Genomic DNA, 15,754 nt, shown 5'->3' with positions numbered 1-15,754 from the left:
TTTACCTCGCGCTTCTATTCCGCTCTGATACGTGGATCGACGACCGTGTAGAGGATGTCTGAGATCAGATTGCCGAGGACCACACTACACGCCAGCATAACCGTTGTTGCCTGGAGAACTGGGTAATCCAACGAATCAATCGCCTCCAGGGTCAGATTCGCGATGCCGGGAAGGTTAAAGATTTTTTCGGTAAAGAAGGCCCCAGTTACCAGGAACCCAACCGAGACGCCAAGCACTGTCACCAGTGGTATTAACGCATTGCGAAAGGCGTGGCGATAGACAATGGCATTTTCCAACAGTCCTTTGGCGCGAGCCGCACGGATGTAGTCCTGGCGTAACACCTCGAGCATGCTGGTACGAGCGAGACGCGCATAGTAGGCCATGCCTGCCGCCGTATAGACCAGTATAGGGGCGAGCTTATACTGGATATCCTGCCAGGTGTATTGCCATGGCGTCCCCCATTGCGTAACGGGCCAGTGCAAACCAGTCTGCTTGTCCATCCAGATGATGAGCAATTGGAATAGCACACCAACGATAAACACTGGTATGGCGTACAGGACTAGTGCCAGGCCCATATTGAACGTGTCTATCCAGGTGTTTGCTCGCAGTGCGGAGGCCACCCCGAGGGGGATACCAAGCAGTAATTGCAGAAAGAGACCCCATAAGCCTAACTCAAGAGAAACTGGTACGCCATCTTTGAGAATATCCCAAACGGGGCGATTGATGCTCCGAAATGAAAGCCCAAAATCAAGCCTGATCAGGTGTCCCATATAGTTGAGATACTGCTGATATAAGGGAAGGTCCAGGCCATACTGATGTTTGAGCTGGGCCTCCAGCACCGCGTTCGGGTGGTCGCCAAGCAGGACGCGAATGGGGTCTCCGGGCGCGAAATGACCCATAAAGAAGGTGATAAGTGTGACCCCAACAACGACAAATAGCAGGCCAATGAGCCGTTTTAGTAGAAAGCGAATCATAAAACACTCCTGATACTTCTTCAGGGTCTGTTCGTACGCTGCGTCATGAGCGCTCCCTGGCGCTCGCGTGGAGGACGGCAGAATAGTCGTGCGCGTAAAAAGCGCATAGGTCGCGGTTGCCATTCGCAGTAGCCTAAGGGATGTGTTCTGCAAACAGCAACCGCCTGGTGACGCATCCTATGTGAGAGAGCTTTCCATCGAAAGTTCCAGTGCATAGAAACGCGAATGGTACCGGACCTGGTAAACGTTACTGGGTGATGTAGATTTTGCTCCAGTCATCTGGCGGAATCAATTGCTGCGAATTGAGCGAAAGATTCTGCACACTTGTTTTGACCAGATACTGGACCTTCTCCTGCCAGAGAGGAAGCCAGCCAACATCGTTTATTGCCTGCTGTTCGGCCTCGTTGTACAGTTGCATACGCTTGGTAACATCCTGCTCCTGGTCAGCCTGCTCCAACTTCTTCTGCGCTTCTAACTGAACGCTGGTATCTTGCACCTTATTCTGACCATAGTTGGACTGGTTGTAGTCCTGCCCCTTGTCGAAGAAGAGCGTTAGCCAGTCCTGAGGATCGGGATAGTCAGCGTTCCAACCAGCCTGCCACATCTGAAGGGAACCGTTGTTCTTGGTGGCGGTCGTCAGATCGAGTAGCTTAGGGCGCGTGACAATGTTGATGTTCACCTTGATGCCCAATGTCGTTTGCCACATTTGCGCAATCGCGGTGAGAGCATCCTTAAAGTTCTGGTTGCGTGGGTAGAACGTGAGCGTAATAGGTGGTAGCGCTGAGACACTGGCGTAGCCCGCATCTTTGAGCCCCTCAGCCAGGACCTGCTTTGCTTTATTCGCATCGCCCTGGGTACCCGTGCCAAGCGGCCCAGTAAGATTCTCGTTATAACCAGGCATGCCCTTGGGAATAACATGGTTTGAAGGCGTAAAGGCATTCTTCATGGCGCTCTGCACGATCAGATCTTTGTTAATGGCAAGCGCGAAAGCCTGGCGAATTTTGATATTATCGAAGGGCTTCACCAGGTAATTCATCGCAATATAACGAATGGTCAGGATAGGTGTCTCTTTAAAGCCAGGCGTGCTACGCTCCTGCTCCAGGTTTGTTGACGGAACAGGCGTGAAGTCGAGCTGCTGAGCCTGGAAGGCGCGGTACATTGAGTCCTGGTCCTTATAGAAGATCACTGAGAGTCTCTTCATCTGAGGTTTCGCCCCATAGTACGCATCATTACGTACCAGTTCGAGACCCTTGTTGTGGGTGTACTTTTCAACCTTCCAGGGGCCAGCGCCGCCACCTTCTTCAACATGGTCGGTCCACTGTGTGCCATATTTCTCGACCAGTTTCTTGTTGACCACATAGGAGGTCGGATAGGAAAGGGTCTGCAAGAAGTAAGCCGCCGGCTGGCTAATCTTAATGACCACTGTTTGAGGATCGGGGGCCAGCAAACTCGTGCCAATCAGGGTCTTCACCTTGCCGCCGCTGAAGTCCTTATAACCCTTGACAAGCTGAAGGTAACCAGAGACACTCGACTTCGTGGCGGGATCGATCGCGCGATTGATGCTATACACGACGTCCTCTGAAGTGAGCTTATCTCCATTGCTAAAGGTCAGATTGGGCTTGAGTTTGAAGGTCCAGGTCAGTCCTCCATCGGACTGCTGGTAGCTCTCGGCCAGTTGAGGTTTTACCTGTAGATTGGCGTCCAGGGTGACCAGGCCCGTAAAGACGGCCTGGATAGGGAAGTTGGAGTCAGTATCCTGAACGAGAGCCGGGTCAAAGGTGTTAATATCTGGATCACCTACAACTGGATAACGCAAGGTTTGCTTATCATCCGAAGCCTTTGTTGAGGAGGGTCCAGAGGAGCCACTACCGCATGCCGCTAACAACATCGTTAGCAAGCATAGACAGGTAATCAGGAACAAGACCGGTTTCTTTCCAGGTTCCAAGCTTTTTTCTCCTTGAAAAATAAAAACGCCTACAATGAACCAAAGCTTTAAAGGATGGGGCCAGTTCTTTGATTCGAGAGAAGCCTATCTATATTTTTATTCGCGTTACTACGGTAAAACCGAACAAAAATATAGTCACAGTAAGGGAGAAACAAGTAACCATATAAGATTACGCTTTGAATTATTCAAATCTCACAATATAAAAGGAGTATTTACGTTTGAATTATTCTTAATTGAGAACTGGGATCGTGGTAGGACTCCATTAACTGGTGAAAGTGGGAGAGGCTTGCAAAAATTAGGCTCCATTGACAAGATATGGATATGCAAAAGACCATATTTCCCTCAATGGAGCCATCGAAACAATTTTGCCCTCATTCGATGTGTTGCGCAAGAGGGCAAATCGGGGCAGGCAACATCGTCATTCATGATCGCAAGCGAGAGCGCTATCGCTGTACGCGTTGTCGCAAAACCTTCAGCGCGCGCCGAGGAACCATGCTTGAGGGACTGCGCAAGCCAACCGAGCTCATTGTCATTGTGGTGACGCTGCTCTCGTATGGCTGTCCGCTTCAAGCCATCGTTCATGCCTTCGGCCTCGATGAACGCACCGTGGCCAGTTGGCGAGATCGAGCCGGAATCCATTGCCAACAGGTCCATCAAGACATCGTTGAGACCGCCCAATTGGATCTGCAACATGTGCAGGCCGATGAGATCCGCGTCAAAGGCTGCAAGATGGTCGCTTGGATGGGTCTGGCCATCATGGTCAAGACACGTCTGTGGGTGGCCGGGACCGTCTCACGTACCCGTGATCGCGCCCTGGCTGATCGGCTCTTGCAACAGGTACGACGCTGTGCAGAGCCCTTGAAAGCGCTGCTGGTCTTGACTGATGGCTGGTGCGCGTATCCGGGCAGTATCAAGCGAGCCTTTCGTGAAAAGGTGAAAGCGATGCCAGGGCGAGGACGCGCTCGCTTGGTCGTTTGGTCAGAGTTGCATATTGGGACGGTCATCAAGCGGACGCAGAAGAAACGGGTGGTCGAGGTCACGCGTAAGATGTCGCATGGCTCACAAGAGGAGGCCGAGCGGCTCCTCCAGCAGTCACAAGGAGGCAATGTGCTCAACACGGCTTTTATTGAGCGCTTGAATGCCACCATGCGCCAGCGGCTTGCCACCTTGACGCGCAAATGTCGTCAAAGCGCTCGCCACCTGCGTCCACTGGAAACGGGAATGTACCTGCTTGGGACGACCTATAACTTCTGTTGGCCGCATCATGAGCTCGGCAAGCCAGTCCATGAGGGCAGAGCCTGCACGCCTGCCATGGCGGCTGGGCTGACTGATCATATCTGGAGCATAAGCGAACTCTTGCACTACAAAGTGGCTCCTCCTGCATGGGTTGAACCCAAGCAACGAGGACGGCGAAAGAAACAGGCACGTGAGCCGCTTTCTGTAGCCGAGCCTGCTCGCCTTCGGCCGCTGGTTCGGCTACGCAAGGGGGTCCTGTGCTCAGCCACCGGTTAGCGGGGTTCTACCACTTAAGCCTAAACACGTAAGAAAAAAGTGGATCATTCAGGCGTGCGAAGTCTCCATCTAAGGTTGACAATCAGATCACAAGGAAGGGGATTGCGTTTTTGCCGTCTGTCCTAAGCGTTCGGTAGTTTTGAGGTATGCAATGAATCGCTTGCGTACACCTTTCTTACTATGTGCTATCGTCTTGATTTGTATCGTCGTACTCATTGAAACGAGTATGGCCCTCCCGGGCGTGCTTCGCAGCAACCCGGTTCCAATCACAGCCTTCCAACTGCCTCCACAGCTCTCTGCAGCTACTACCGGCCTCAACCGTGACCAGCAAAATATGGTGGCACAGCTTAGCAGTCAGGGGTATCCACCAGGTCTTGGTCTCCCCGACCTGGCCCTCCTTGACAGCATCATGCTTTTCACCGTTACCCTTATGGGTGTTGCCTTATTCATTCCAGCGCGCCTGCATGGCAGAGTACAGGGAATTGCCACCCTCATCTTCTCACTCCTGCTCATGGGCTTCGCTCTGCGCCAGATCTTCATCGCCCTTAGCCTGCTTATGCTGATGATCTCGCTGCTCCTATCCATTCCTTTCGGCACGCTTATCTACCTCATTGTATACGGATCCTTTAACCGGGCAGGCGCATATGTGGTATTGAGCGTCATCATGTTACTCAAGTTCGGTTTCTCCGGTAGCCTGTTCTTCGCTCAACAGCGCTTCCTTGAAAGCAAAGGACTTCTTCTGCTTCTTCTTACTTCTCTTCTTGGCACTGTTCTTGTTAGCTTTCTTCTTGGTATCGTTCCGGCATTCCTCGTCAGTATTACTGACGCGATCGCCGCTTTATGCATTGGTATCATTACCATCATCTGGGGCATCACTTTGCTCATCGGCTCCATCACGTCCATTATTAAAACTGTTCGGCTTAATCGTGCACTCACTGCTTGATTCAGGCATGTTTCAAGAGCAGAAATTCGCTACTTGCATTACACATCAACCAGCGCCTCAGACACTATGCTGAAAGTTGGCTCATGTGGCGACTCCCCACGCCTAAAGGCTGACTGGCCTTGACCCACTTCTGTGGAATAATCAAAGTGGAAAGCATGTTCTCCTGATAGGCTTTGAATGTGTTAACCACTTTGTTTTCTGATTTGCACTCTCTTTTGCACTCTCTATAGAAGCGAGCCAAGGTCAGCTCTTTTGAAGATGCTCCTACTTTGGTAGAATTGTTGGGGTGGCGTTTGTGGGAATGGGAGGTGTGCCACCAAGCTCGTAGGTGAAGACGCCATTAAGCTTTTGCTGGGTCTTGTTCTTGAAATCATGCATCATGATACTGGCCTCATCCTGACTCATCTGGTTGGTACTGGTCAGTTTATCTATCCCAGTCTGAAGCGCGTTGATTTCGATGGTATGCAGCTGGTCTACCGAAATGCCATGCTGGGCAGCCACGTCTTCTATTTGCAGGCCGGATTGGACTTGTTTTGATAGTTGATCAAGGGACAGGTTGAATTTCTCAGCCAGATGGCCGAGAACAGTTGAGACGAACTCCTGGTTGCTCCAAGGCGAGGAGGTTTTCTGGCCTAGATTGCTCGAATCCCCTGTGCTGTTGTCTCCGGGTATCGTTGGCGTCACAGCATCCTCTGTAGCTGGGGAAAGCGAGGGAGTTGCTGTTGTGTTCAGGCTCGAGAAGAAGCGAAAGCCGAAGACAGCCATTAAGCCGACGAGCACGATACCCACTCCAGTAAGCAGGATGCTCCACCAGGAGGTCTTTTGACGGTATCTACGCTGTCCCCTAGCAGGTTTATTCGATTGTGGTGTTAGACGTTCTTGTGTGGTGGATGTGGACTTGTGTGGATGCTTGTTCCGTCGAGACATATGTGCCTCTTTCTATGTTCTCAATTTCTGGATAATGTAGATAGTGTAGGCTGATTTATTCATAGCGCAGGGCCTCACTGGGATAGAGCCGCGCTGCCTGATTGGCTGGTACCCAGGTGGCAATAAGGGCTACGAGATAGCAGCCGAGGAAAATGAGAATGATCATTGTTATAGGAATGGGGAAGGTTGGGCCATAGGAAGCCGTGATCTGGTAGGCAGACCATAGAGCGAGGGCAGTGCCAATGAGCAGGCTCAGCGTAATGATAAAGCCAGCTTCCATCAAGAACGAGAGCGCAACAAGTGTGCGTGAGAAGCCGAATGCGCGCAGCATCCCGATATGTTGTCGTCGTTCGACAACGGCCCGGCTCATGATGACTGCTAGGGCTAGCGCTCCGAAGGCCAGTCCTAATCCCAGGTAGCAACTATAGAAGATAGTAAGGGTCGCCTGGGTGGTCGCGCCAGCACTTGACGTAAGCGATTGTACTTGTAGAGTATATTGCGCTCCGAAGGCTTTCATGAGATCGCGCGTGGTCTGCTCTTCGCTCACTTCAGGGTTGAGGCGTACCAGTTCCATCACGTGGCTGCTCTGTGGCGCAGCTCCATAAATGGTCGCAAATGTGCGCTCCGATGTATACAGGTAGGACCAGGCAGTCGTGCTCGCAGTGAAGCCGATGACCGTGAGTGGATGCACATGCCCGGTGTCATCCAACGCATGAACAGTGAAGGGCTGGAAGCCGTTTTGAGTGGAATTGATGCCGCGCATTGTCATTTCATAGCGCAGAACTGTGTATTCTGGATGTGTGCGTACCATCTCCCACACTGCCTGGTCTGAGTTATACCCGCGCGCACGAGTTTGCAAGGCCATGGTATTCTCGCGGAAGAAATTATCGCTCATAGCTGCGATGATTGCGGAGAGCGTTTGCGGGCGCTGACCTGGGACGAGCAGTTGTCGCGGATGCGCCGAGGATCTTCCGACTGTATGAACAGTTGCCATTGTCGCTATGTCTTGGCGTAGCGTCGCATTGGTCTGGATGCGCTGGAGAAAATCCTGTGGGAGTGCCTGAGCGCTTACTGTCAGATCATAGCCCCCAACTACAGTATCACGATGTGCCTCTTGTGCCGAGCCGAGGTTGAGCGTGACGACAAGCATAATGAGAAAGACAATCGCACCTAACAGCGAGATCGTCATGGTCGTGCGAAAGCGATAGGTGAGTGGGTAGGACAGACTCATGCGGCTGATTGAGGCTATACCGCGTATACGTGAGAAGAGCGCCGTGAGCAGGATTACGAGCACGTCGCAGTTCGCGATAATGAACACGACGGCCCCAGAAATCAGGAAAAGGTCAGTCAGGACAATGGTAAGCGCGTTCATATTCAGGCCCCCAGATCCAGCGACCCGTATCAAGATCCCATTGTTTGCAGATGGTGGTTGAAAAATGCTGAATAAGGCCCCGCCCGGTTGTATGCTGGACGCCAGCCAGCCGATCCCTATCAGACTAAAGCCCAGACGGCTTGCCAGCGTTGTCGATGGGGCTTTCAGTGTGGTGAGAACGATCCGTCCAAGCCAGCGTACACACAAGCCGATGGCTGCGATAGTTAGCGCCAGGCTGATCTGATGAAGCCAGGTTTGAGCTGAAAACCTGGCAAATTGGAACAAGAGGAATACCAATAGAAGCAGAAGGGGGCCGCGTGTGTTGAGGCCACATATCAGGCTCCAGATTGCGGAGATGCGGCGCATGAGCTGATGTCTTTCGCAGGTAGAGACAGGCGACTGGTCGATATTGGGCGCGATGACAGCTCTCATCAGGGAGAGGAGCGACTGGTGTGCTTTCCCTGACTCATTCAAGTTGCGGATGGCGGCGACAATGTTGAGACGGCTAATCCAAATGGCGGTACAGAGCACGATCAGAAAGGTTGTGAGTATACTCAGGCAGAGCGAGGTGAGCAGGCTATGCCAGTTGAGCCAGACGTGCAACGAAAGGTGCATCAATGCCGATGATTTAGGGCCAGCTTGTAAGGGTATGAAGGAGAGTACAAACAATTCCAGCGCGACCAGTCCGACGCCAACAAGCAGTCCCGGAATGGCCGCGATAATACCATAGCCTGTCCCCTCGATGAGCAGAGACTGTATCACATGCGAGCGTTGGAAACCAATCGCGCGACTGACGCCCAGTTCCACACGACGTTCTGTTGCCAACAGGATCAGGAGCAAGGCGAGCAGAAGCATACCTATGCCAACAAGTAATATCGTAAGGGCCGGAACCAGTTCAGTGAATTGGAGCGCCCCTTGCGCCCCAAGGCCATTGGTGAATGATTGTGGCCCCAGGTAGTAGATGAGATCGGGATTGATGACATGGACTTGCCGGGCGACATAGGAAGGTGAACTGGAAAGCTTCTTCCATCCATCGGCGCGAGCGTTGAAGAGTTGTTGTAGGAAACGTGAGACTGTCGGGCTATCGTCCTGCTGTCCAACGTTTCTAACGGCGATGGTGTTCATTACTCCTTGCTGTTGCGTGACTTGCTGATAGTACGGCAGCGAGAGCGCCAGAAGTTCGGAGTTATCAAAGAGAATATCACTCGCATTCGTCGATATATTCGTGGCAAGGATGGCGCGAACCGTTCCCGTGACACGTCTTCCTGAGAGCGTGAGCGTGAGTTGATCGCCAACATGGGCTGAGAAGTTTTGGGCCAACGTGGCTCCCAGGTAGAGGTCCCCGGCATGCAGGTTCGCGAAGCGCACACGCTTTCCATCACTATCCCTGGCTGGACCAAATACCTCGTCGAAGTCCGCTGGTACGGCGACGACATTGAGCCGGTCTCGTGAAAAGCCCGTCCGTTGTGAGGTAATAGAGGCTGTTTGATAGCTCTGTAGCAGACCAGTGGCGGCCTGTATGTGTTCATTACGCCTGATGTCCGAGAGATAGGTCGTGGCCTGTTCGGCTGTGAACGTGCCGGTTACCGTTTCGTCAATAGTGCCGATGTTGCCGAGAAGTTGTGTGTTTGCTGCGTATTGCAGGCTGTCATTGAGCACAAAGGACGCGGTGATGAACGCCGACGAAAGGGCGAGTCCCCCGAGTAGCAGCAACATTTGGCCACGTCTCCTCAGCATGTTTCGCAGTCCGATGCGTAAGAGAGTCCGTTGGGTAAACCCGATACCTGCTATGAACAACAGGATCAGAATGGTAAGTGAGATGAGGAACAGCTCTATGCTCTGCTCCTGTCCAAAAAAGAGGCTTTTCATAGCTACACTGTGTTTCCCTTTTTGCGATGAACAATAGTATGCCATTTAGGTGTATAGTGAGTCTGAAGTGCAAAAGCATAGAAAGCGTTAGTAGCTTGTCTATCCCTTGAGCAGGGCGAGGTCTTCAGTGATAAGCCCATCGCTCATTGTGATGAGACGGCTGGCTTGTTGTGCCACCTCGCGCGCATGTGTGACCCAGACGAAGGTAAGTTGCTGCTCTTGATTCAAGCGAAGCATCAAGTCGATGACTTCCTGACTGCTTTTACTGTCAAGCGCTCCTGTTGGTTCATCTGCCCAGACAATAGAGGGGTGGGTGGAGAGAGCACGTGCGATAGCGACACGCTGCTGCTGTCCGCCTGAGAGTTCCGCCGGACGGTGGTTGGCCCGTGCTTCTAGTCCAACCTGCGCGAGTCTCTCTAGTGCTTGCTCACGCGCTTTCTTTGGCCGCTCACCACTGACCAGCAGAGGGAGCTCAACGTTTTCGACAGCAGTTAATACTGGTAGCAGGTTGTAAGATTGGAATATAAAGCCCATTTCTCGAGCACGCAGGGCAGTCAATTGCCTGTCTGAGAGGCACTGGATATCTCGTCCAGCTATTTTGATCGTCCCTGATTTGATCGTATCCAGGCTACTGAGGCAGTTGAGCAGGGTCGTTTTGCCGCAGCCGCTTGGCCCCATAATCGCGACCACTTCTCCAGTGTGAATAGTGAGATTCACCCCTTGAAGCGCCTGTACCTTGACCGTGCCAGTGTTGTACTCTTTGCATACATTCGTTGCGACGATGACGGCATTGCTAGTTTGTGTTGTCTCTAGTGTGAGTATTTGCTGCAAAATGCACTCCTTCCTTGATCTCATAATCTTGCGAGCATACGCAGTGACTCTTGTAGACTTGTAGTACGTTCGCAGTATAACCAGGCTAGAGCGGCATTACATCGTCCAACTGGTGGGCGAAGCGGTGGATGGAGAGAGCGTATTGCAATTGGTCGAAGAGCGACAACCAGATGTGGTGCTGATGGATCTGCGCATGCCCAAGATGGATGGTCTGGAAGCGCTCAAACGTCTCCATACGGCATGGCCGCAGGTCGCGGTGATTATGTTGACGACCTACAATGAAGATGATTTGATGATGAGCCGCTTACGTGCAGGGGCGCGAGGCTATCTTCTCAAGGACGCGGATTTATCTGTGGTGCTGAATACAATTCATGCGGCAGCGCGTGGAGAAATGCTTATGCAGCCAGAAATGATGGAGAGGATTCTTACTCGTGCGGAACGAACGCTCTCTCCACCTGTGGCTTCCAAATCGCACCGCTTGAGCCTGACAGCGCGCGAGCGAGATATTCTGGCAGCAGTAGCCAGGGGGGGAGCGGAGTAAAGAGATTGCAGTTCGCTTTGCGGTTACTGAGCGAACTGTAAACGCTCACCTTGCCTCCATCTATGCGAAGCTCGGCGTTGACTCACGCGCTGCTGCAGTTGCGGTTGCCCTGGAACAGGGGTTACTCTCGTTTGAGGAATGACTGATAGAGCGAGCATCCTATATTCTACCTTTGGGATATAAAGATACAATAAGTCAGTGACCTCACGCCTAAAGGCGGAGGCTTGTGTCCGTGCTCCACCGCAATTCACGAAAGCGTTGCCGCCTTCGCGCTTTGGCTTCCTCGCACGACACATCAGGGGATACCGGTAGGGTAGACCGCCAGCGAGGTACTCTATCCGTTGCACATTAACAATCGAATAGCGTCCTTTTCCAACGGTCTCCCTCAGAACCGTGCGGGCACGATTTCCATGCACACGGCTCGCCAAGAATACCTTTGGTCCTCTTTAGCTTGGAATGTACGCTAGATCCGTCAGTTTTACAGCGTCGTATTCACCTCGGTGGATTTTTCCGTGACAGATTCCACAGACAGGGATTTGTTTTCGGTTAATTGCTCGGAGTATCCGGTTGAAGCCCATTGGTTCTCGTCGGTGAGAGAGCTTTCGTATATGCCGGACATGATGCATGACAATTTGCTCTGCGCTTTCTCCGCAAATGCAGCACGGCTTTCCTAGCTTGGAGCGTGTTTTCATCTGTGTCGCCATCCGAACTCGGTCTACATTTAGAGCAGTTTTGTCCTGGAAGGCGTCTCTGTTCTTTGACCAGTTCTGATTCGAGTAGAAAGAAACTTCTCTGTCTTTCTTTCCATCTTGGCCTTTGATGACGATACTCAGCTTTTTTCCAGAGCGTTTAAAGACTTTGGAAAGTGAGATTTTGTACTTCCTTGCCAGAGTTTTTGCTAACGAGAACCTGAGAATGTATTGGATTCGCCGTACTCTGGACCAGTTGTCGGTAAATCGGTAATAGTTCTGTATGCCTCGATTAACGCTGCTGTACAGACTGATAATCTGGTCTGTGTCCAGGTAGGCCCAGCCTGCTTTTCCGATGGGGAAGCCTTTCGCTGTGCAGAAGCCTCTTTCACTCAATCTCCTGATAAGCTTGGGTATAGGTGTTATTATCACCGTTTCCCAACCAGTAGATCGCCGTTTGACTTTCTTTCCTGACCTGCTGGTGGACAGCGTTATCTTAGCCGTCCCTCCGTTTCCGATCTTGAGGATCGTTCCCAGGAAGAAAGCTTCTTCAGCTTTGGCATTGGTGATGCGGGTCTTCTCTTCGCTCAGGGTAAGTTTGAGTGTTTCACTCAGGAAGTTTTTTATTTCCTGTTTGATTTCTTCTGCCAGTTCTTGACTTCCGCATATGCCGATGATCCAGTCGTCGGCATACCTCAGGTATTTGAGACGGATAAAGTGTGGATCGTTCACTACCCTAGATGGGAGTGTCCGCATTTGTGCGACCACTTTTCTGAATTCGTCGGTTTTGGTTCTGCCTTGCTTCACCATGACCCGCTTTTTCTCAGAAAGTCTATGGTAGAGGGGATTTCGGGCTTTTGTCTTTCCCTTTTCATGCCTCGTTTGGAGTTCTTCAACGAATTTGTCAAGTTCGTGGAGGTAAACATTGGCGAGAATGGGGCTGGCAATTGAGCCTTGTGGGGTTCCTACAAGGCTATCCTTCCTGGTCCCATGGAGGTCCATGTATCCTGCGTTCAGGAGTTTCCAGATGAGGTTGATAAACCGTTCATCCGTAATCTTTTTGCGCAGGATGGCGACCAGGGGCAAGTGATCCACTTCGTCGAAGCAGGCGCGAATGTCCCCTTCGATGTACCAGTTGATGGCTGGCCAGTTTTCTCTGATTTCTCGTAACGCCGTGTGGCAACTGTGATTGGGCCGGAAACCATGACTGGTTTCCTGGAAGTAAGGAGTGTGAGGGCTATCATAGATCGCCTCCAAGATCATGTAGATAGCTTGTTGTACGATTTTGTCTTTTGCGCTGGGGATGCCGAGTTTCCTCATTTTTCCGTTCGCCTTTGGGATAAAGCTCTGGCGGACAGGTTTGAATTGGAAAGATTCGGATCTCATCGCTTCAATGATCTCTCTGATGGTTTTGAGAGAAAAGCCGTCAAGGGTTTCTCCGTCCGTTCCAGGAGTCATGTTTCCAGGTTTTGACTTGATCTGTTCGTAGGCGATGATGTATAAGTCTTCCTTAAACATCAGCCTATAGAGATCGTCGTTTGTCCACTGTCTGTTGCTGTTGAGTTTCCGTAAGGTTTCCAGTCTCTCCGGGATCTTTTGACTCATCCAAGCCAACCCCTTTCAAGTGGAATGTATTCTCTAGAGTCCTTCCCCCTGTCTCGCCCATTACGGTGAGCATTTGGGGTAGGGTAAGAGGCCGGGTCCTGATGATTCAGGAGCACCAACCCCTCCCCTCCGAACGCAGCATGCACCTTTCGATGCACTACGCTCTCCAGAGGCCAGTGTCTTTTCAACACGACTCCCACAGCGGTCTTTTGACACATCCATGTCAACCGCCACTTTTGAGTCTGGCCTCCTGCGACCCTTTGTCAGATAAAATCCGACTCGTATGGTCGCTCCGTCACCTTGCGCTTTACAGCGTTTAGGCGATCCCTCAGTTCCTCCAAATGTCTCAGTCTGTACGTAGGTGCCCATTTCGTCACTTCCTGCTCCTTGCAGGCTGGCTCCAACGAGAGCTTGCAGGGGAAGTAGTACCGTTCCCCTGCACGTTGAACACAGGCGATAGTCCCTTCTCCTGTGGGCTGGCGTTTTTCCGCCATGACTTGGATTCAGCCAATCAAGACTTCACCTTATACAGCTTCGCTTGACTTCCCTCTGGCTCCTGGGACTGGAGCTTCACCAGCATTTTACACGACATGCTACTTTCCCTTCAGTCCTTTCGGTTGAAGGTATCTCCGTCCACTTACGTGGGCGAATAAGTCGCTGTGTTACTCACCTTGCTCTAGTGAGCTTACCCCGACGGGTAAGAGAGACATTTGTGGCACAAAGGCGCACTACTACGACTCCTCCGTCGCCATGCGTCTCGCGACGTGTAGGCGATCCCCAGGTTACACAGCGAACTCGGTTCGTACGTAGGTTCCCGCTCGTCGTTTCCTCTTCCCTAGAGGCCGGTTTTGATGGAAGCTCCACGGAAGTTCTTGTCTTCCTTCGTAGCATCAAACAGCAGGCATCGGCACTCGTTGGGCCTGCGGATGGGGGTGGCATCACCACGACTTGGGTTCAAACAATACAGTTTTCGCCGTATACGACCTAACTGACCAACATTTGGCTCGTAGTGCTCGAACTTCATTGGCCTTTTCGCACCATGCTGTTGTCCCCTCTGATCTTTCGATAGAAGGTAAGGTGCTGTTTTAGCTACTTTGCTTCAGTAGCGCCGTCCATTGACGGCAGAGTTCACTGCGCCTCTCTGGGCGCACACAAGATCCCCGTGCTCACCCAGTCCTGCCGAGTGAGCAGCGTTCGCAGCGCCACATTCCTGGCACCGATCAGATCCGCATGGAGCCGATACCCACACTCCTGGCACACAAAGAGCAGCCCCTTATTGGGGCGGTTGTCCTCAGAGGCATGGCCACACTTGGGGCATGCCTGACTGGTCTGGTAAGCATCCACTTTGATGGCCATGCTCTCCGAAAGCAGTGCCTTATAGGCGATGTAGCCATGGAGTTCGGCGAACGCCCACGAGGAGGCGTGACGATTGGCTCGCCGCTGCTTCTTGCTCGCCTTCTTTCCTCGCTTGCGCTTCGTGCGCTCGCGAATGTGGGTCAGGTCTTCCAGACCGATGAGGCTCTGGGGGTGGGCATCCACGATGCGTCGACTGATCAGGTGGGTGCGGTCGTGTTTCAACCGTCTCTCTCGTCCGCTGATGGCAAGCAAGCGTCGCGTGGCGGAACGAGTGCCTTTCTTCTGCAACCGCTTTCTCAGGCGCACAGAGTGGTCTGCCGTGGCCCGGACCTGTTTGCCGGGGAAAAACGAGGCTTGCCCGGTGGGAGTGGCCGTCACGGCCAGGTATCGCTGCCCCACGTCCACACCAACGACCTGGGAATGGGTCTGGGGTGTGGGATCGGCCACTTCCAGTTCAAGGGAGACCAGCAGGTAGAATTGTTTGTGCGGCTTGTCATACCAGAGCTTGGCGGCTCCAATGCTGGCTCCCTGCCCGATGAGGGCCACATGCTTCTCGTAGCCGCGGTAGGGCAGCACGACTCGTCCCTGCAGGGTCAGGATGCTGACCTGCTGCTCTTGCTTAAAGCCGTAGTCGCGCTGGTAGTTGTAGGTCAGGGTCGGAGAGACATATTTGGGGGGCTGATCGAGTCCCTTGTAGCGTTTTTTGGTGTGACCGGCTTTGCGGGCTTGGGCATTGTGCTTGGCTTTGGTCCAGAGGGTTTTGTAGGTGGCCCCAACCTGACGGGGGACATTACAGGCCATCTGGGCAGGCAAGCCAAACAGCAGGTGGATGTCATCGTAGCAGGCATGCTGCAGGGCGCGCTGATTGCTGGTCTTGCCATGGGCAAAGCTGTAGCGACTCACGTGGTTCAAGGCATCACGGTAGGCCAGTTGGGTCTCGCGCAAGGCCGCGAACTGGGTGGGGTCGGTCTGCAGTTTGAGCTTGGCGGTGATGACGCATTTCATGTGAACAAATGTACCATATTCGCTGATAGCTGTCAATGCCTTCCTTGTCTGAATATGCCCCTCTCCGCCTCCTCTCCAACAAGGAACGCCGCATTCCTCCCCATGCCTCAAAGGCAGGGGACTCCTGCGGCGGTTTGTTGAATAAAACTAATAAAACACTTGCCTACTAAAAAAGGAATGTAGAA

11 protein-coding genes are annotated in these 15,754 nt (G+C 52.5%); 4 read left to right on the top strand and 7 right to left on the bottom strand.

All coding sequences use genetic code 11. The annotated features are described in order from the left end of the window. Nucleotides 1-14 precede the first annotated feature (14 nt). Nucleotides 15-974: an ABC transporter permease gene (locus tag KRAC_RS30525; RefSeq protein WP_007914012.1), complete on the bottom strand. Its 960-nt coding sequence runs from the start codon at nucleotides 972-974 to the stop codon at nucleotides 15-17. 247 nt (nucleotides 975-1,221) lie between these two features. Continuing rightward, nucleotides 1,222-2,919, bottom strand: a complete 1,698-nt coding sequence (locus KRAC_RS30520) for a peptide ABC transporter substrate-binding protein (protein WP_007914010.1) — start codon at nucleotides 2,917-2,919, stop codon at nucleotides 1,222-1,224. A 315-nt stretch (nucleotides 2,920-3,234) separates the two neighbouring features. Here KRAC_RS30520 and KRAC_RS30515 point away from each other — a divergent pair, with 315 nt between their 5' ends. Then, nucleotides 3,235-4,431 carry a hypothetical protein gene (locus tag KRAC_RS30515; protein ID WP_007905179.1) on the top strand — a complete coding sequence of 399 codons (1,197 nt, stop codon included), beginning with the start codon at nucleotides 3,235-3,237 and terminating at the stop codon, nucleotides 4,429-4,431. 151 nt (nucleotides 4,432-4,582) lie between these two features. Then, nucleotides 4,583-5,374 (top strand): hypothetical protein, encoded by a 792-nt coding sequence (locus tag KRAC_RS30510; protein WP_007914009.1) that lies wholly within the window; start codon nucleotides 4,583-4,585, stop codon nucleotides 5,372-5,374. Nucleotides 5,375-5,638: 264 nt separating this feature from the next. Here KRAC_RS30510 and KRAC_RS30505 read toward each other — a convergent pair whose 3' ends face one another. From KRAC_RS30505 to KRAC_RS30495, 3 genes are all read right to left on the bottom strand, one after another. Then, complete coding sequence (locus KRAC_RS30505; protein ID WP_007914008.1) at nucleotides 5,639-6,301, bottom strand: hypothetical protein; 663 nt, start codon at nucleotides 6,299-6,301, stop codon at nucleotides 5,639-5,641. Nucleotides 6,302-6,356: 55 nt separating this feature from the next. Beyond that, on the bottom strand, nucleotides 6,357-9,389 hold the full coding sequence (locus tag KRAC_RS30500) for an ABC transporter permease (protein WP_169460967.1): 3,033 nt from the start codon (nucleotides 9,387-9,389) through the stop codon (nucleotides 6,357-6,359). Nucleotides 9,390-9,641: 252 nt separating this feature from the next. Further along, nucleotides 9,642-10,373, bottom strand: coding sequence for an ABC transporter ATP-binding protein (locus tag KRAC_RS30495; protein WP_007914006.1), 732 nt, complete (start codon nucleotides 10,371-10,373; stop codon nucleotides 9,642-9,644). 142 nt (nucleotides 10,374-10,515) lie between these two features. Between KRAC_RS30495 and KRAC_RS30490 the strand changes: the two genes are divergently transcribed. Together KRAC_RS30490 and KRAC_RS79775 are read left to right on the top strand one after the other, a co-directional pair. After that, nucleotides 10,516-10,914, top strand: coding sequence for a response regulator (locus tag KRAC_RS30490; protein ID WP_052568718.1), 399 nt, complete (start codon nucleotides 10,516-10,518; stop codon nucleotides 10,912-10,914). 4 nt (nucleotides 10,915-10,918) lie between these two features. Then, on the top strand, nucleotides 10,919-11,056 hold the full coding sequence (locus KRAC_RS79775) for a LuxR C-terminal-related transcriptional regulator (RefSeq protein WP_083815051.1): 138 nt from the start codon (nucleotides 10,919-10,921) through the stop codon (nucleotides 11,054-11,056). A gap of 304 nt (nucleotides 11,057-11,360) precedes the next feature. Here KRAC_RS79775 and KRAC_RS30485 read toward each other — a convergent pair whose 3' ends face one another. After that, nucleotides 11,361-13,208, bottom strand: a complete 1,848-nt coding sequence (locus KRAC_RS30485) for a reverse transcriptase/maturase family protein (RefSeq protein ID WP_007914005.1) — start codon at nucleotides 13,206-13,208, stop codon at nucleotides 11,361-11,363. 1,128 nt (nucleotides 13,209-14,336) lie between these two features. After that, a complete protein-coding gene (locus tag KRAC_RS30470; RefSeq protein ID WP_007914004.1) occupies nucleotides 14,337-15,569 on the bottom strand; it encodes an RNA-guided endonuclease InsQ/TnpB family protein in 1,233 nt (410 codons plus the stop codon). Nucleotides 15,570-15,754: the final 185 nt, after the last annotated feature.

Source organism: Ktedonobacter racemifer DSM 44963 (assembly GCF_000178855.1).
GTDB classification, from domain to species: Bacteria; Chloroflexota; Ktedonobacteria; order Ktedonobacterales; family Ktedonobacteraceae; genus Ktedonobacter; species Ktedonobacter racemifer.
The sequence above is the reverse complement of the archived record's forward strand: the minus strand, read 5'-3'. Positions and strand labels throughout refer to the sequence as shown.